The following is an 18,224-nucleotide window of genomic DNA, read 5'->3' on the forward strand; positions in this document are numbered from 1 at the left end:
AGACGCGGGGTTACATACGGGTGATTTTTGCGCAGTAGCCTATCAGGAATGTGTTTTTTTCAAGACGTTGAACAAGGCTACGAGATAGTAGGTCGCTCTCCCATCAACCGGGTGTGGAAGTTTCATGAGTATTATCGATGGTATGGCGCTATTAATTGATGAATAGTCTAGCTCTGGGCAAGCTGCGCGTACGCGCGAGTAAATTCAGCAAAAGTAGTTTCGTGCGCAACGTTGTTGCCGTGGCAACGGGCATCGCAGCGGCTCAGGCCATTTCGCTTGCTTTTATGCCGTTTCTTACTCGGCTGTACGGCCCCGAGGCGTTTGGTGCGCTCGCCGCATTCACGGCAGTGATCAATATCATTTCACCCATTGCCACGCTTGGCTATGCCAATGCGATCGTGATGCCGCAAACCGAGGAGGGGGCTACGGCGGTCGCTCGGCTGTCACTCGTTTGTGCTTCTATCATGGCCCCGGTCGCGCTTGTGATCGTTTTGCTTTTTCGCGCACCGATTGCCCACTCGCTGGGGCTGGAAGCAGCACCGTACTTGTTGTATCTGATACCCGTGGCTTTACTGTTAAGTGCACTATTATCAGTGGCGAACCAGTCCGCGATTCGAGAGGGGCTTTTCAAGCAAAAGGCGCGCTCCTACGTAGCCAGTACGTTTTTAATGAATCTGGGGAAATTGGCCGGTGGTCTTTTAGCCCCTCACGGCTTGCTGCTGATTATTATCATGATAGGGGGCAAGGCGCTTAACTTCACCATGTTGCTTTCCCGCGTCCCCAAAAAAGGCGCTTTCGAGGTGCGCCGCTGGTTCGGACGTGCAGGTATTCGCAAGGCCGCGATCGAACAGCGTGATTTTGTGCTCTATCGCATGCCGCAAAGCATGATTAATGCAGCGTCTCTCGGACTTCCGGTGCTCGTCCTGACTTCCTTGTTCAGCGCTTCCATTGCCGGGCAATACTCCATCACCACATTGGTTCTCGGCGCGCCGATCATGCTGCTTGGGCAATCCGTGCTGGAGGTTTTTTTCCCCCGCGTCACAGAAGCCGTTCGTCGAAATCCCGCGAACGCGTTGCCGTTGATACAGCGTGCCACGCTTGGGATGGCGTGCATCGGGATTGTTCCCTTTGGTGTCATCGCTTTATGGGGGGACATCTTGCTTCCCTGGTTCTTTGGCGATGAATGGCTGCGTGCTGGTGAATACTCGCGTTGGGTTGCCTTATGGATGGCTAGCGTTTTAGCGACCCGACCCGCGGTCTCTTCAATGCCGGTATTGCGCATGCAGGGAACACTTCTCATTTATGAAGTCGCTATTACTGCTGCTCGGGTACTGTCGCTTTTCATTGGCGCCAATCTCGGGAACGACCTCGTCGCAGTAGCGGTTTTTGCGCTCGTTAATGTAGCAGGATACCTGGTGCTTCTCTTACTCGTTTTGAGAAAGGCAGCGGCAATAAAACGGAGAGGCAACGATGCTTACATCACTTAAAAGTAAAATACCCTTATCGATCAAGCAAAAATTGCAAGGCGTGCTGTCTGCACGACGCATGCAGCTTCCCGACGCGCCACGCTGCTTCGTCTTTTTGGCAGCGGACTATGGAAACATAGGCGATCTTGCGATCACGGCTGCGCAACAAAACTATCTTTCGCGGCACCTGCCCAACCATCAACTCGTATCGGTGCCCATTAGCGATACACGGGCAGTGATTCGCTCGATACGCAAACAAGCGGTCAAGGAAGACGTCGTCACGATCATCGGTGGCGGCAACATGGGGTCTTTGTATCCTGATATCGAAGCGTTGCGACAGCTGGTCATTCGTTCCTTTCCACGCAATCGGGTGGTGTGTTTCCCCCAGACGCTTGATTGGGATGACTCCGAGCAGTCTCAGCGTGCGGTCGACAGAATCGTGCGGGTATATTCGAGGCATCAAAACCTTTATCTACACGCGCGCGAAGCCGTGAGCTTTGAAAAACTCAAAAAGCTGTTTGCCGACCATAAAAAGCCGGCAGTGCGTTTTGTTCCCGATATCGTTCTCAGCGCGACGGCCGTCGATTTCGGGGTCAATAATAGTGTCGAGCCACGTGGAGCGCTGCTTTGTTTGCGAGACGATCGTGAGCGTTCGTTAGGCGATCATCAGCATCAAACGCTTTTGAAAGCTCTCACCGATGCAGGACTGGTGACCGAGGTAACCGATACCCATGCAGGTGGCTCGCGCCTTTCTTCAGAACGCTGTGCCGAATTACTGCAGGGAAAACTCAGTCAGTTTCAAAGTGCGCAGCTTGTGGTAACCGACCGCCTTCATGGCATGATCCTGGCCGCACTGGCGGGAACTCCGTGCCTGGTTTTACCCAACTCCAACCATAAGATTCGTCAAACCTGGACAGACTGGTTGCGTGATGTTCCTCAAGTACGCTTTTTAGAGCTTGGCGAGCTTTCCAATATCGACGGGATCGTTCAAGACGTTCTCGCCATCCCGCGTCGCGAGCCTGCACACCCAGTGATAGAACCCGCACATTATAACGATCTCCGTATGGCGGTTGCTGATTCATGATTTCTGACACCTCTCCACTGGTATCCATTATTGTTCCCGTTTTCAACGTTGAGTTTTATCTCGACGAATGCCTGGATTCGGTTCGTCGCCAAACCTACGGCCGCCTTGAAATCATCGTGGTAGAGGACTGCTCGACCGATGGATCGCTGGCCAAGCTCGATGCCCACCTTGAAGACGACCGCGTACGCGTGATTCAACACGACACGAATTCGGGGTTGTCGGCGGCACGAAATACCGGTATCGAAGCCGCCCAGGGTGAGTTTGTGCTTTTCGTGGATTCGGATGATGCGATCGCACCGGAACTGGTCGAGACATGCCTTGCTCGAGCGATCGAAACTGAGGCTGATGTGGTGATGTTCGATTTTGCTGTTTTCCATGACGGCGAACCGCTGCCGGGGAGCGACGGGCGTATCGATATGCATCAAGCACGCTCGCTTACCGAGGTCGAATACTTCAAACTTCCGCATTTTGCCTGGCTGAAGTTCATTCGAGCTGAGCTTCTGGATGATCCACGGTTACGGTTCCCGGTAGGGCATTACTACGAGGATTGGCCGTTTCATTGGGAACTGGGATTCTTGACCCGAAAAATCGAACGCATTCCCAATCGCTTTTATCAGTACCGGCAGCGCTCGGGTTCGATCACCGCCGCCGGGGATCGCAAGCTTTTGCACATCTTCTCGGCACACCGGCTAATTCTCGACATCGTTGAGCGCCACTCTGCCTCGGTAGGCGTTCGGCAACTACTGGCGACTAAAATTTACCGTGGCATCTGGTTTGTGGTGATGACGATTCAACATGACTTTCTGAAAGAGGCCTTGCTAGCCGCGCGCAATCACCTTGCCAGCACTCGAAAAGCGCGACAAAGCGCATCACCTGCGCCCAGGGTTAAAGTGCTGTTGGCCGCCCTTCGACTGCCTAAGCCTTTCGCCTATAGCTCTATTCGCTCCCTTCGTGCGGCGTTGTCCAGGCTTTCATCTTATCGCCGCAATGCCACGTCGTCTGCCTAGTCACCGAACGGGATATCACTGCTTTATGGCTCAGTACGTATTTATAAAATTTCGAGACCCGGCTGCATCGGGGAGCGCGCTTTCTCGACTTGAGAGCATCTGTGAGATGTTGACGCCCCATTCGCTTCAGGGACGCTGTAACCACATCGTCGCCGAGTGGCCGGGTAGCTCGGGCGGCTATTACGCCATTCAAAATAGCGATAGCGTAACCGATCAAGCTGCCGGGCAACTGACCATCGGGTGGGTAGCCTCTGATGAGGATGAAGAAGCGTCAATAGAGCGTCACAGCGTGCAGGCAGACGGTTCTTACGCGGTTATTCAGGCGAATACTCAGGAAGTATCTTTTTTTACTGATCAGTTCGGCTCTCGCACGCTTTGGTACTACATGGATGACGAAATGCTCGTCGTCTCCACTTCGCAGCGAGCGATCGTTCGATTCAAGGGCGCATTCGCTCCCAATCAAGCGGCCACCGGCTGGTTTCTTTCCTCCGGTTGCCAAGGCCCCTTCGCGGCCTGGGATGAAAAAATCGTACAGGTGAAACCTGGTCTTGAGTATGTTCTGGATGTGAGTCAATGGCAGATCGACGCTCGTCCAAAACCGGGCATTGCGCTGCCACAATCGGGTAAAGAGTCGTCTCAAAACTACCTGGACCAGTTCGAATCCCAGGTGATCGATACGATCAAAAAGATCGTGGGCTCCCATGAATCTGGTGAGGTGTTGTTGCCTTTGTCCGGCGGTTTGGATAGCCGGCTGCTACTGGCGCTTTCACGAGAGGCCGGCGTGGCTTCCAACGTCGAGCTGGTTAACTGGGGCATCGAACAGCGAGACACGGTTTTCGATGACAAACGCGCAGCGCAGCGTATTGCCGATACCTACAGAAAACCGCTTTTGGATCGGTTTCTGCCTACGCAAGGCGGTGACTACGACGATGTGCTGGACAGATTTGTAGAAGCCTCGGAAGGCAGGATTGATCACTTTAATGCCTATACCGATGGCTTCTCCATGTGGGATGAGTTTTATCGCTCGGGTTTTCGTTGTGCGCTACGGGGAGACATTCCTTTTCCGACCGCCATCTATGCCGATCAGCTTTCTGCAAGGCAGCAACTGGGGTTTGCCACGTTCGAGGATTATGCGAACACACGGCATTTTTCAGCGCTCTTCGACCAACGCTCAGCGTCACTTGATGTCGCGTTGTTACCCGGAGAAACGCTGGTTCAATGGCGGGATCGCCTGTATGCCAGCTATCGCATCCCCATGGTGGTTTCGGCATTCACCGATCTAGTGAGTGGCCATGTTGAAAATTACTCTCCCATGATGAGCTGGTCGTTGTTCAAGGCGTACGTTGCGCTTCCCGACCATGCCAAGGGGGATAAAAAACACATTAGAAGGCTTTGGAGAAAGCACGATCATAGCGGCGTGCCGTCGCATGCCGAGGGGTCTCTAGCGTCTCCGGTTTCGTTTTTTCAAAACACAACCGGACGTCGATTCATGAATGACTACCTGACGACGCTTCGCCAGAGTCAGCGCTTTCCCACCCCGGTGCTGGATATGGCATCCGCACCCTCCGAAGAGAACGATCAACAGACCCCCACACGATCAGCTAAATTGTTGCGAACGGGGCGTAGCTGGGTCTCCAGACACTTGCCGCGAAGCCTCAAAGCTTATCTCAAGGCCAAGCGACCTTATAGGCTATCGCCACAAACATTGGCTTACCGTTTGGTTCTCGTGGATAAAATTTTAAACATGTATGAGGCCGACGCAAAACAGGGAGCTGTCCAGCGCCCGAACGCTCAGGAAACCGCTCATTTGGCTCAGGGAAAATCGTGATGGCGTTAGCACGTGTACTGCATGTCGTCGGCCGCATGGACCGTGCGGGGGCAGAAACCATGGTGATGAACCTGTACCGTGAAATCGACCGCAGCCGGTTTCAGTTCGATTTCGTCTACTTCACCGATGAGCGCTGCGATTACGATGACGAAATAGAAGAGCTGGGCGGACGTATTCATCGAATCAACGCGACTAACCCAGTCTCCCGCTTTTGGAAACTCTATCGTTTGCTATGCAGCGGTGTCTGGAAGACGGTCCATTCACATACGCTTTTCAGCAGTGGCCTGCACTTGATGGCTGCTCGTATGGCCGGTGTACCTTGCCGGGTCGCACACTCTCACAATACGCAAGATGCCAATAGCGCAAGCCGGGCTGGCCGGCTGTATCAGCGTGTAGCCAGACGCCTCATTGTCATGTCGGCCACACGTTTCGTCTCCTGTGGCAGGGCGGCCTCGAATTATTTGTTTCCCGGTAGAGAGGACGTGGTGGTTATCCCGAATGCCGTCGATATCGAGCGGTTTTCACAGGCATCCGGTATAGCGGTGCGCAACGAGCTCAAAATTAATAGCGGGGAGATAGTGATCGTGCAGGTGGGACGCTTCATGCCCGTTAAAAATCATGAGCGTTCGATTCTCATTGCGAAGGCACTAAGGCAAAAAGGAGTGGATTTTCAGTTGCTCCTGGTTGGCACTGGACCTGAACAGGACCGTATTCGGGATCTGATCCTTGAACATCGTCTTGAAAGCCACGTACAAGTGCTCGGTTTGCGAACCGATATCCCCGAATTGATGGCGGCTGCAGACGTAATGCTAATGCCATCGCTACACGAAGGCTTCCCAGTAGTATTGGTCGAGGCTCAGGCGGCGGGATTGCCAGCAGTGGTTTCCAATGCTGTCTCGCCAGAAGTGGAATTGGGCATGGACATGGTGCGTTTTGTCGAGCTTGAGGCGGGAGATGCCGATTGGGCGCAGACAATACTGTCCGCGGCGACCGCGGACCATCCTGAAAAGCATGTACGCCACAGGATTTTGGAACAGGCAGGGTTTTCATCCGCGGCGGGTGCGCGCCGGCTCGAACAGGTATATAACGCTGCATGATTGCGTATTTGCTGCTACTGATATTCGTCACTATTAACACCTGCGTATGGCGGCGCGCAGGAAGCTCCGGTGTGCGTCGGCTGGGCCTTTTTTTTACCGGCACCGCACTGGTGTTATTCGCGGGGCTGCGTAATAGGCGAGTCGGTACGGATACCGGTACTTACATACGTCATTTCCACGAAAGCGATAGCTTTGATATCGTTATTGAGCGACAGGATACCGGCTACTACCTGCTGTCCTGGATTGCCAGAACGCTCTCCGAGTCCTACTCGATGCTGCTGGTCCTGATCGCGCTCATCGTTGTCAGTTGTTATCTAACAACTATTACACGCCTGGTGAAGCGTTACGAAACCGGGGTCTACCTTTTCGTAACCTTGGGCACCTACACCTTTTTTTTCAACGGCGCGCGTCAAGGTATTGCCGCAGCGATCTGTTTTCTTGCTATTCCATTTTTACTTGAGCGGCGCCTGTGGCCCTACATAGCGTTGGTGGCATTCGCTGCGCTGTTTCATAGAACCGCTCTGATTGCGTTGCCCCTTTACTGGCTAGCTACGACACAGGTGCGCTGGCAGCGGCTGGCCATTCTCGGATTCACTACCGTGATAGCGGTCGCTTTTTTGAGCGTATTTGTTGGGTTGGCATCGGAGCTTCTTAGTGACCGATTTTCTACCTATGCAGAAGCGGGAGAGGGGGGAGGCGAAGTCACGGTGGCTTTCCTGTTCGGACAAGGTGTCATGCTCTATATCTTTAAGCGCTATGTTCCCGATCCTAACGGATGGTACGCACGGTTGCTCAATATCTACTTGATTGGTCTGGTCCCGACGCTGGCCTCGACCCTGTCGAGCGTTAATCCATCGGGAGTACTGCGACTGCATTTGTATTTTAGCTCTATGTCGATACTTTTATGGCCCATGGTGTTTCAGCAGCTTGGCACCACAACGACGCGCATTCTTTTGGCGATGGGGTTTTTGTGCGTCACCGCTATGTACTTCGTCCTAACGACGTCCACGTTTAGCAATCTTTCTCCTTACTCCTTCAATATGGATATCTTTGCATGGTAGATAAAGCGCTGCCTCCAGTATCGATAGGGCTTCCTTTTTACAATTCAGAGCAGTTTCTGCTCGATGCCATCAAGTCGGTCTTTGCACAGACTCACCAGGAGTGGGAGCTTATCCTCGTCGACGATGGTTCTACCGATAAGTCGCTCGATATCGCTCGTTCTATCGACGATCCGCGCGTTCGTGTCTACTCGGACGGAAAAAATAAAAGGCTGGCAACCAGGCTGAATGAAATCAATTCTTTAGCGAAATACGATATTGTCGCAAGAATGGATGCAGACGATCTCATGGATACGGATCGTATCCGAAAGCAGCTCGAATGTTTAATGGAACACCCTGAGCTTGATCTGGTGGGAACGGGCGTATGTTCATTGACCGATGACGGGGAGCCTGTCGGTATTCGCTGTGTTTCTCCAAACCACCATATAACAGAAAAGGCGCTTTTAGCGGGGCAGGCGGGTATCGTTCATGCATCGATTCTCGGGCGTAAAGAGTGGTTTATGCGAAACCGATATCGTGAAGATCTCCCCAAGTCGCAGGATACCAATCTATGGATACGCTCATTTTCGAAAGATGATTTAAACATCGCTATCATTCCCGAGCCTCTTTATTACTACCGGGAGGATGGCAATGTCACCGCCAATAAGTTATTGCTTGCCTATCAGGTAGGACGTATCTCAATACGTGAAGATGCCAAGGGGCGGTTTACGAACAGGGTGCGTACTAAAGGGCTACTGGCACTGTATGCCAAGTCAAGCGCTGTCACGTTGCTGAACTGGTTGGGAAAGATGGACGTCATTCGGCGCCGGCGAAATCAGCAGGGCATTGAAGCAGCGGAAAAAGCGAAAGTTCTGGGTGAAATTCAGACCGTTCAAGCGTTGCAACTTCCTGTCAGTCAAGCGCACATGGCCGAAAACTCATGAAGCGTCTCTGTTTGGTGGTGACGGACGCGATATCATTTAACGTACTGTATCGTGGACAGCTCGAACATTTGAAGGCAAAAGGCTTTCAGCTCACGCTTTTATGCGGCGGGTCCGCCGATGAAATCGAGCTGCTTCGGCGGCGTGACGTTGGGAAGGTCGTGCCTATCAAAATGGTGCGCCCTCCGCGGATAGGAGCAGATTTAGCCGCTCTGCTTCAACTGCTGTTTCATTTTTTACGCTTTCGTTACGACATGGTTCTCGTGGCCACTCCCAAAGCAATTCTGCTTGGCTCGATAACGGCTTGGTTGACGCGTCAATCTCGACGCGTGGTGTTTTTCAAGGGCCGGGTATATGAGAATTTTTCGGGTTTTTCCCGATCGCTGTATTTAACCTTCGACCGTATCGCCGTATTTTGCGCCCACGAGGTGCTTTTCGTATCGCGCTCCTTGATGGCCGAGTACCGCCATGCGGGTGACTTTTTCACCCGCAAGGGGCGCGTCTTGGGTGGCGGCTCCAGCAACGGTGTGAATGCTGATCATTTTGATCCAGAAAACGTTAGTAATGATAAATTGGAGGAACTAAAAAAATCGCTCGGCATTGAGCCAGATGCGTTCGTTGTACTCACGGTTGGCCGTATTTCGATGGAGAAAGGGCTGGCCGAAATGGAGGCGTTAACAAAACGCGCCGCGCAGTCGACCGAGAATATCCGCTTTGTGATGGTCGGGCCCATCGAGGCGGGCTGTGAGTCAGTGTTAACGCGTATCCAAACCATCGGTAATGTGAGCCATGTAGGATTCACAGACGATGTTTCTGCGTATTTTGCCATCGCGAACGTACATCTGTTTCTTACGCACCGAGAAGGGTTTGGCAATGTCGCTATCGAAGCGGCGGTCATGGGCGTCCCTACGATTGGTTTCGATGTGGTAGGCGTGCGCGATAGCGTTGCAGAGGGCGTAAGCGGAGTGCGTGTTCCTTTTGGTGACGTTGAAACTGTTTGGCAACACATTGAACGCATGCGGCGTAATCCAAAAGAGACCGAGCAAATTTACTCGAACGCACGTCAGTGGGCATTGGAAAACTTCGACCAGAATCACGTTTGGGAGTTGTTCGAACGCTACTGTGCGCGTTGATCCGAGGCCGTCGTTCGGCTGATCAGTGGCTGTGCAAGCGAAAAGGCGTATGGCATCAAATCACTATCTTTAAAGCCGTTTTAAGAGCCGTAACTTTGCTCGATTTCGTTCGGATCGTGTTACGCAGGGCGACGCTTGCAACGAATAGCCGCGTTGGCAAATTATCATCTTCATTTATATATACGTTGGATTTACCAATGAAACGACTATTTGATTTTCTAGTGTCTCTGCTCGCCCTGAGCTTGCTTTCTCCCGTGCTTTTGGTAGTGGCGTTGCTCGTTCGTAGCAAACTTGGTTCCCCCATCCTGTTTCGCCAGATTCGTCCGGGCCTCCATGGAAAACCGTTTGAGATGGTTAAATTCCGTACCATGAAGGATGCATATGATGCTCAAGGTCACCCGCTACCAGATGATCAGCGCCTCACCCGTTTTGGTAATTTTCTACGTGCCACTAGTCTGGACGAGCTGCCGGAGCTTTGGAATGTGCTTAAGGGCGATATGAGTCTGGTCGGTCCTCGGCCGCTTTTAATGGAGTATTTGCCGCTTTACAGCGCCGAGCAATACCGGCGTCATGAAGCGCGACCCGGCGTAACCGGTTGGGCACAGATTAACGGCCGTAACGCTATTTCCTGGGACGACAAGTTCAAGCTGGACGTATGGTATGTAGACAACCACTCTCTTTGGCTCGATTTGAAAATTCTGATGCTTACTGTGAAAAAGGTGCTGGTGAGAGATGGCATCAGCGCAGAAGGTGAAGCGACCATGACCAAATTCACGGGAAGTGGCAAATGAAGCGCTTGGCCGTTTTGGGCGCCAGCGGTCACGGTAAGGTCGTTGCGGAGACGGCGTCTCTATGCGGCTGGCAGCACATACTCTTCTTCGATGATGCCTGGCCGAGCTTGCAAAGTAACGGTCTTTGGCCCGTTATTGGCGATACCCGGGCATTATTGGAGCAGTTGCACGATTTCGATGGCGTCATCGTAGGTATCGGCAATAATCACGTGCGGTTGAAAAAAACGCGAGACCTCAAGGCCCTCGATGCTCCCTTGATAACGCTCGTCCACCCCTCGGCTTATGTCAGTAGCACTGTGGCATTGGGTGCAGGTAGCGTCATATTTGCAGGAGCCGTTATACAAATCGATAGTCGTGTGGGCGAGGCGTGCGTGGTTAACACGCGAGCCAGTATTGATCACGACTGCCTCCTGCACGACGGCTCACACGTGTGCCCTGGCGCTTCATTGGCCGGCGCTGTCACGGTTGGCGAAGCCAGCTGGATAGGCATTGGCGCAAGCGTGATACAGCTGTTGAATATTGGCCATAACGTTACCGTAGGAGCAGGGGCCGTCGTTGTCTCTGAAATTTCAAATGGTCAAACGGTAATTGGCGTGCCTGCGCGACCCGTGATTCGATGAGTCGCTCTGCTCCTTCATTCAATTATTTTAAAATCAGGTGATCGCATGCTAAGTGGCCCTTTTTCTCCATGGCCCTCCTTTTCCGAGGAAGAGTCTCAAGCGGTGCAGCGCGTCCTGCTCTCCAACCGTGTTAACTACTGGACAGGCCAGGAAGGTCGTCAGTTCGAACGTGAGTTCGCTCAGTTTGCCAACTGTGGATACGCGATTGCAGTTTCCAATGGCACGACAGCCCTGGATTTGGCATTAAAGGGATTAAGTATTGGTGAGGGAGAAGGGCGAGGTAAGGATGAGGTAATTACCACATCGCGTACTTTCCTGGCGACGGCTTCCAGTATCGTTACCGCGGGCGCGGTTCCGGTTTTTGCCGACGTGGACCATGATTCACAGAATGTTACCGCGATGTCCATCGCCGAAAAGATCACGCCCAATACACGCGCGATCATCGCCGTTCATTTGGCGGGCTGGCCCTGTGACATGGAGTCCATCATGGCCCTGGCTAACGAGCACGGTTTGCACGTTATCGAGGATTGCGCCCAGGCTCATGGCGCCACGTTCAAAGGCCAGAGCGTCGGTAGCTTTGGCCACGTCGGCTGCTGGTCGTTTTGTCAGGATAAAATCATGACGACCGGTGGTGAAGGCGGCATGGTCACCACCAACGACGAAGCGCTTTGGCGAAAAATGTGGGCCTATAAGGATCATGGGAAAAGTTGGGAAGCGGTTTACGAACGTGAGCACCCGCCCGGCTTTCGTTGGCTACATGAAAGCTTTGGAACCAACTGGCGGCTGCCGGAAATGCAGTCCGCTATCGGCCGTATCCAACTGACCTTCATGCCGGAGTGGAAAGCGGCTCGCCAAGCCAATGCCCAGCGGATCTGGCAAACCGCTAGTGAGTGTGATGGGCTACGCGTGCCTTTGGTGCCCGAGTACATCGAGCACGCCGCCTACAAGTGCTACGTATTCGTCGAACCCTCTCAACTCCAACAGGATTGGGACCGTGATCGCATCATGAATGAAATCGTGGATCGCGGTGTGCCATGTTTTTCCGGTTCCTGCTCTGAAGTCTATTTGGAAAAGGCGTTCGACGGTACAGGCTGGCGGCCTGAAGAACCGCTAACTGTCGCCAAGGAACTGGGGGAAAACAGCTTGATGTTTTTGTGCCACCCTACGTTGACGGAGAGGGAAATTCAAAAAATCTGTGACGCGATTAGCGAAGTAATGAGCCTTGCCACTCAAAAGGGAGCCAACCCATGACTATCCTTGTAACCGGTGGGGCGGGATATATTGGTTCACACACAGCGTTGGCTCTCCTCGAAGCCGGGTACTCTGTCGTCGTACTGGATAATCTTGCCAACGCTTCACGTGAGTCACTCGCTCGAGTAGAAGCGCTCGCCGAAAGGACGCTTACGTTTGTGGAGGGAGATATCCGCGATAGGGGGGTGTTGGATCGCCTCCTGAACGAGCACGAATTTAGCGCAGTCATCCATTTTGCCGGTCTAAAGGCCGTGGGCGAAAGCGTGAGTCAGCCGCTCGGCTATTACGAAAACAACGTTTCCGGAACCGTAACGCTTTGTCAGGCCATGCAGGCCGCGGGTGTTTTTAAGCTTGTATTCAGTTCGTCAGCGACGGTATACGGGGACGAGCATCCCATGCCGCTACATGAAGGGCTTCCTACCGGTAAGCCTACCAATCCGTATGGTCGATCAAAGCTCATGGTTGAAGAAGTCCTTCAGGACCTTGCACACTCTGATACGCGTTGGTCGGTCGCGCGCTTGCGTTATTTCAATCCGGTAGGCGCGCACGAAAGCGGTCAAATAGGCGAAGACCCTCAGGGGATTCCAAACAACTTATTGCCTTATGTTGCCCAGGTCGCGGTTGGGCGCCGCGACTGTTTAGCCGTTTACGGCAATGATTACGCTACTCCGGATGGGACCGGTGTACGCGATTATATTCATGTCATGGACTTGGCAGAGGGGCATCTGTGTGCACTGAACACGTTACTGAATAACAAGAATGATTGCTATACGTGGAACCTGGGGACAGGCCAGGGATATTCGGTGTTGGAAGTTATCGATGCTTTTGAACGCGCATCGGGGGTAACTATTCCTTATCGTATTGAATCCAGACGGCCCGGTGACGTTGCGACTTGCTGGTCGGATCCCACCTTGGCAGAGCGTGAATTGGTATGGAAAGCCAAACGTGATTTAACCACGATGATGGTCGATACCTGGCGCTGGCAGCAGAGAAATCCCCAAGGGTATCGTTAGTGCAGCGGGTTAATAAGCGTCAAGTCTGCGCTTATCATAAAGGAAGTGCCATGTGCTTTTTAATAAGTCAGTGAGTGTGGAAGCTTTTTTGCTTTTATTTTTTAGCACCATGGATCTGCCCGCCAAAAATTACATATCTAATAAGTCAAGGTAGGTCCTGATAACTAGAAGTTTGTTGTGGTAGGCGTGGGTTTTCTAGTATTTCACCACGCGCTCTTTTACTTATGCTTGCATGAGCTTGAATTAGTGTTTTGCCACACTTTTTGAAAAAAAGAGTGAAAGCGTTGGTGATGTGAAATCGAAAGCTCTAAAGAGCTGTAGTGCTCGTGTAGCTGGCGGTTTAGTATTGCCGTATTGGTGAGATATTACTATCTCATTACTCTCATGCTCATTGAAAGGAAGCGTCCGTGCCTAATATTGATAACGTCCATCTGGGGGTCATTGGTCTTGGTTATGTGGGCCTGCCATTGGCCGTCGAGTTTGGTAAAGTCTTACCCACAGTAGGGTTCGATATCAATAAGGGGCGCGTTACTGAGCTGCGCGATGGCATAGACCATACTCTGGAGGTCGAGCCCGCGCTGATGGCGAAAGCCAAACAGCTAAGCTTTGCCAGCGAGCTCGAAGCACTGCGCGCGTGTAACGTCTATATCGTGACCGTGCCCACGCCGATCGATGCCAGCCGTCAGCCCGACCTCACCCCGCTGATTAAAGCCAGCGAAACGATAGGTCAGGTGATTTCCAAAGGCGACGTGGTGATTTACGAAAGCACTGTGTATCCCGGGGCCACGGAAGAGAAGTGTATTCCTGTCGTCGAGCGGGTGTCCGGGTTGGTGTACAACCAGGATTTCTTTGCGGGCTATAGCCCGGAAAGGATCAATCCGGGTGACAAGGAGCACCGCGTTACCACCATTAAAAAAGTCACCTCGGGCTCTACGGCCGAAACCGGAGAGTTCGTCGATGCGCTTTATCGTAAGGTCATCGTGGCTGGAACGCATCTGGCCAGCAGTATTCGGGTCGCTGAGGCCGCCAAGGTGATCGAAAACACGCAGCGCGACATCAATATTGCCTTGATCAACGAGCTAGCGCTGATCTTTAATCGACTGGATATCGATACCGAAGAGGTCTTACAAGCGGCAGGTACGAAGTGGAATTTTCTTCCATTTCGTCCGGGGCTGGTGGGAGGACACTGTATTGGTGTGGATCCCTACTACCTCACGCACAAGGCCCAGCAAGTCGGCTATCATCCGGAAATGATTCTGGCAGGGCGCCGTTTGAACGATGCCATGGGCGCCTATGTAGCGGGTCAGTTGGTCAAGCAAATGATCAAGCGGCGTATTCACGTTGAAGGCTCGCGCGTTCTGGTACTGGGGTTGACCTTTAAAGAGAACTGCCCTGACCTTCGCAACACGCGTGTCGTCGATATTCTAGCCGAGCTGGCCGATTACGGCGTCTGCGTCGATGTGTATGATCCTCAGGTCAGTAAAGCGGAAGCCGAAGCTGAATACGGTATTACTCCCGTCGAGAGCCCCAAGGCGGGTGCTTATGATGCGATGATACTGGCCGTTGCGCACCGGGAGTTTTGTGAGCTGGGCGCGCAGGGTATTCGTGTCTGGGGTAAGCCTGAGCATGTACTTTACGATTTAAAATACGTGCTGCCGAAACATGACGCCGACCTGCGACTGTAAGTCGAGCGCTTCGATGTAAAACGATCTCACCACGTATCAAGGAATGCAATGAGTCGAATTGTATCGCTCCAGGCTGAGCTGAAGGCCACTCCTCGTACCTGGCTTGTGACCGGTTGTGCCGGTTTCATTGGCAGTAATCTAATCGAAGCGCTTTTGAAACTCGATCAACGCGTGGTGGGATTGGATAACTTCGCCACCGGTTTTCAGGCCAATCTGGATGAGGTGCGTTCTCTGGTAAGCGCCGAGCAGTGGGCACGCTTTAGCTTTATCGAAGGAGACATTCGCGATCCCGATACCTGCCGCGCGGCCATGCAGGTCGATGGGCAGTCGGTCGATCACGTATTGCATCAGGCCGCGCTTGGCTCCGTGCCGCGCTCGATTGAGGACCCGATCGCGACCAACGCTGCTAACATCACGGGCCATCTGAACATGCTGGTGGCGGCCAAGGACGCCGAAGTAAGAAGTTTTGTATATGCAGCCTCGAGCTCTACCTATGGCGATCATCCAGCGCTACCCAAGGTGGAAGAGTGCATAGGCAAGCCGCTATCGCCGTATGCTGTCACCAAGGTGGTGAACGAGATGTATGCTGATGTGTTCGCTCGCACCTACAATTTTAAAGCCACCGGTCTGCGCTACTTCAACGTTTTTGGAAAACGGCAAAATCCCAATGGAGCCTATGCAGCGGTCATTCCCAAGTGGGCCGGCGCCATGCTGCAGGATGAAACGCTTTTCATTAACGGCGATGGCGAAACCAGCCGAGATTTCTGCTATATCGCTAACGCCGTGCAGGCCAACCTGCTGGCGGCAACCGCGGAAGACGTAGCGCAGGGCGAGGTGTATAACGTAGCCGTGAGTGGTCGTACAACGCTAAACCAATTGTTCGAATACTTGCGCAACGGGCTGGCTGAGCAGGGTGTCAGTTATACACAAGACCCGACGTATCGGGATTTCCGAGCAGGTGACGTGCGCCATTCTCAAGCGGATATCACCAAGGCAGCTCGCTTGTTGGGCTATGCGCCCAGCCACACCATCGTCGACGGTATTGGCGAAGCCATGCCCTGGTATCTGAACTATTTTCGGCAGTAAAGTGCCATAGCGACTTAAATTGCTTCAAAGTATCGAAGACCATCTGTTTGAAGCTCGCAGCGGTGGGGCCCTTTGAATAGAAAGCGCCAATGAAGGCTGCCATGTACGATTTAATAAAAAGCCTTACGCCGCCGCTTTTAATGCCCTTGCCGATAAGCATGGCCTTGCTGTTCTTGGGGTTAGGGTTGGTTTGGCTAAAACGTTTGTACTCGGGGCGTGCGCTATCTGCTCTGGGGCTGACGGTTCTACTCTTGGCTAGCTGGGCACCGATTGCAGAGCGCTTGTTGGCGCCGATCGAAACGCGCTACCCGGCGCTTTTGGATGTCGCTGACGTAGAGGCGCCTGCTGCGATAGTGGTGCTGGGCGGAGGCTGGCAGCCGCAGGCGCTTGTTTCCAGCGTAGCCAAACTGAGTGAAAGCTCAGCGCTTCGCCTAATGGAAGGCATACGGTTATGGCGTGAATTACAGGATGTGCCGCTAGTCGTGTCAGGGGCCGCCCGTGATACTTCGATAGCGCCAGTAGCTCGGGGTTATCTCGAAGCCGCGCATGCATTGGGCGTGCCACGGCAATCCATACGCGTACTGGATTGGCCAACCGATACCGGCCAGGAAGCCCGAGCGGTTCGTGATTTAGTAGGGGAGGGCGCACCAGTCATACTGGTCACCTCTGCTTCCCATATGCCGCGTGCCATGCGCCACTTTCAAGCGGTAGGGCTTTTACCTGTCGCTGCCCCGACCCATTTTTTAACGCAGTTCGAGTCGCCTCATAGCGTTCGCTACTGGATTCCTTCGGCGAGCCAGCTACACAAAACCGAACGGGCGCTGTACGAGACGCTGGGGCTTTTAATGGTCGATGTTGAGCATTAGCCATCTCTTCCAACGCTAACAAGCTCCCATGTGTTTAAAACTGATGATGCTGCGAAACACTTCCCTGATTTTTTTCGGCACTAGCTTTTTAATCGCTGCGCCGCTGCTCCTACCCAATGGCGGATGGTTAGCGTTGGGCGCGCTAGCCGTTTTAGGTGGTTTTGAATTAGTCAGCGGGCGTTTTAAAAAAGCCACCAGGCTGGCTCGATACCTCGTCCTGTTACCCATTTTTTGTGCGGCAGCCACCCTGCTGGCTTGTGCTGTGCAAGGGTCGCAGACGTGGCAGGACGAATGGCCTCGGCTCCTTGTTTTACTGCTGAGCGTGTTAACGGTTTGTGCCTTGCCCAGGCTTTATGTAAGCGCCGCGAACGTTTTTGTGGCGTTCGCCGTGACCGGAGCCGCTGTGGGTGCGTGGGCATTATGGCAGTTCGCAGGTCAGGGCGTTGAGCGGGCAAGTGGACAGGCGCCTTTTCACGCTATTCTGTTTGGCAACTTTTCGCTCGCGGCGGGGGTTGTCTGTTTGGCTGGGTTGCCCTGGGCATGGCAGCAGCCTAAACGCTGGGGCTGGGTAATGCTAGTAGCAGCAGGAGCGTTGGGAGGGCTTGACGCTTCTCTGCTTTCCGGTACGCGGGGTGGCTGGCTGGCGCTGCCGTTGACAGTGTGGATGCTCTATCGCGCTTATGCCCGGCAGTGGCCCTTGCGCTTGCGCGGGGGGATCTCGGTCGTGATCGCCGTGCTGGTCATTGGGCTTTACGCGCTGCCCCAGACCGGTGTACAGCAGCGGGTGAACAGCGCGATGAGTGAAAGCCTTGATTACCTGAATGGCGAGGCGCACGGATCGATCGGCGTTCGTCTCGAGCTCTATCGAGTCACTCTGCAGTTGATTGCCGAGCGGCCGTGGTCGGGGTATCGCCTACAGGAGTATCGCGATGTCTTGAAAACGCTCAACGAGCAGGGTCGTGTAAGTAGTGGTGTCGCCGAGCACTGGCATGCCCACAACGATATTCTGAACGCCTGGTTACGCTATGGTGCGTTGGGGGGGCTGGCGACATTATTGCTGTACGTGGCGCCGCTTTGGTTTTTTGCGCGGCGGCTACACGGGGGATGCCCGGATCGGGATCCACTAGCGCTAGCAGGCTGTCTACTGGCGCTACTATTTTTTGATTTTGGCTTGAGCTATGCCTTCTTCGCCTATCCGATAGTACTGGCCGCCTATTGGGTTTGGTTGGTGGTGTGCGTGGCAGCCGTTGTAAACCGTCATGCACATTCTAAAGAGCCTTTCAAAACGTCTTTGAAAACAACTGCCGAATAATACGTCA

General features: G+C 53.4%; 16 protein-coding genes. All 16 read left to right on the forward strand.

All coding sequences use genetic code 11. From position 1 onward, the window contains the following. The first annotated feature begins 158 nt into the window (after positions 1-158). The 16 genes from RN346_RS03185 (at position 159) to RN346_RS03260 (ending at position 18,217) form a co-directional block, all read left to right on the forward strand. Positions 159-1,487 carry a lipopolysaccharide biosynthesis protein gene (locus RN346_RS03185; RefSeq protein WP_263585017.1) on the forward strand — a complete coding sequence of 443 codons (1,329 nt, stop codon included), beginning with the start codon at positions 159-161 and terminating at the stop codon, positions 1,485-1,487. Next, positions 1,471-2,550 (forward strand): polysaccharide pyruvyl transferase family protein, encoded by a 1,080-nt coding sequence (locus tag RN346_RS03190; RefSeq protein ID WP_311962090.1) that lies wholly within the window; start codon positions 1,471-1,473, stop codon positions 2,548-2,550. The genes RN346_RS03185 and RN346_RS03190 overlap by 17 nt, the downstream gene beginning before the upstream one ends. After that, positions 2,547-3,557 carry a glycosyltransferase family 2 protein gene (locus RN346_RS03195; protein WP_311960167.1) on the forward strand — a complete coding sequence of 337 codons (1,011 nt, stop codon included), beginning with the start codon at positions 2,547-2,549 and terminating at the stop codon, positions 3,555-3,557. The genes RN346_RS03190 and RN346_RS03195 overlap by 4 nt, the downstream gene beginning before the upstream one ends. A gap of 25 nt (positions 3,558-3,582) precedes the next feature. Further along, positions 3,583-5,385, forward strand: a complete 1,803-nt coding sequence (locus RN346_RS03200; protein WP_311962091.1) for a hypothetical protein — start codon at positions 3,583-3,585, stop codon at positions 5,383-5,385. Further along, positions 5,385-6,482, forward strand: a complete 1,098-nt coding sequence (locus RN346_RS03205; RefSeq protein WP_311960168.1) for a glycosyltransferase family 1 protein — start codon at positions 5,385-5,387, stop codon at positions 6,480-6,482. Before RN346_RS03200 ends, RN346_RS03205 begins: the two co-directional genes overlap by 1 nt. Continuing rightward, the gene (locus RN346_RS03210; protein WP_263585012.1) at positions 6,479-7,543 is read left to right on the forward strand and encodes an EpsG family protein; all 1,065 of its coding nucleotides are present in this window, start codon (positions 6,479-6,481) and stop codon (positions 7,541-7,543) included. The genes RN346_RS03205 and RN346_RS03210 overlap by 4 nt, the downstream gene beginning before the upstream one ends. Then, a complete protein-coding gene (locus RN346_RS03215) occupies positions 7,537-8,463 on the forward strand; it encodes a glycosyltransferase (protein WP_311962092.1) in 927 nt (308 codons plus the stop codon). Before RN346_RS03210 ends, RN346_RS03215 begins: the two co-directional genes overlap by 7 nt. Further along, positions 8,460-9,593 carry a glycosyltransferase gene (locus RN346_RS03220; protein WP_311962093.1) on the forward strand — a complete coding sequence of 378 codons (1,134 nt, stop codon included), beginning with the start codon at positions 8,460-8,462 and terminating at the stop codon, positions 9,591-9,593. The genes RN346_RS03215 and RN346_RS03220 overlap by 4 nt, the downstream gene beginning before the upstream one ends. A gap of 197 nt (positions 9,594-9,790) precedes the next feature. Further along, positions 9,791-10,384 (forward strand): sugar transferase, encoded by a 594-nt coding sequence (locus RN346_RS03225; protein WP_311962094.1) that lies wholly within the window; start codon positions 9,791-9,793, stop codon positions 10,382-10,384. Next, positions 10,381-11,004, forward strand: coding sequence for an acetyltransferase (locus RN346_RS03230; RefSeq protein ID WP_263585008.1), 624 nt, complete (start codon positions 10,381-10,383; stop codon positions 11,002-11,004). The genes RN346_RS03225 and RN346_RS03230 overlap by 4 nt, the downstream gene beginning before the upstream one ends. 45 nt (positions 11,005-11,049) lie before the next feature. Then, positions 11,050-12,255 carry a DegT/DnrJ/EryC1/StrS aminotransferase family protein gene (locus RN346_RS03235; RefSeq protein WP_311962095.1) on the forward strand — a complete coding sequence of 402 codons (1,206 nt, stop codon included), beginning with the start codon at positions 11,050-11,052 and terminating at the stop codon, positions 12,253-12,255. Next, positions 12,252-13,268 (forward strand): UDP-glucose 4-epimerase GalE, encoded by a 1,017-nt coding sequence (galE, locus tag RN346_RS03240; protein ID WP_311962096.1) that lies wholly within the window; start codon positions 12,252-12,254, stop codon positions 13,266-13,268. Before RN346_RS03235 ends, galE begins: the two co-directional genes overlap by 4 nt. Before the next feature lie 407 nt (positions 13,269-13,675). Then, positions 13,676-14,953 carry a Vi polysaccharide biosynthesis UDP-N-acetylglucosamine C-6 dehydrogenase TviB gene (gene tviB, locus RN346_RS03245; protein ID WP_311960173.1) on the forward strand — a complete coding sequence of 426 codons (1,278 nt, stop codon included), beginning with the start codon at positions 13,676-13,678 and terminating at the stop codon, positions 14,951-14,953. A 48-nt stretch (positions 14,954-15,001) separates the two neighbouring features. Next, complete coding sequence (locus RN346_RS03250) at positions 15,002-16,039, forward strand: NAD-dependent epimerase/dehydratase family protein (protein WP_311962097.1); 1,038 nt, start codon at positions 15,002-15,004, stop codon at positions 16,037-16,039. A gap of 89 nt (positions 16,040-16,128) precedes the next feature. Continuing rightward, positions 16,129-16,905 carry an ElyC/SanA/YdcF family protein gene (locus RN346_RS03255; RefSeq protein ID WP_263585003.1) on the forward strand — a complete coding sequence of 259 codons (777 nt, stop codon included), beginning with the start codon at positions 16,129-16,131 and terminating at the stop codon, positions 16,903-16,905. A 28-nt stretch (positions 16,906-16,933) separates the two neighbouring features. Further along, positions 16,934-18,217 carry an O-antigen ligase family protein gene (locus RN346_RS03260; protein WP_311962098.1) on the forward strand — a complete coding sequence of 428 codons (1,284 nt, stop codon included), beginning with the start codon at positions 16,934-16,936 and terminating at the stop codon, positions 18,215-18,217. Positions 18,218-18,224 lie beyond the last annotated feature (7 nt).

It is taken from the genome of Halomonas sp. PAMB 3232 (assembly GCF_031954225.1).
Classification (GTDB): domain Bacteria; phylum Pseudomonadota; class Gammaproteobacteria; order Pseudomonadales; family Halomonadaceae; genus Vreelandella.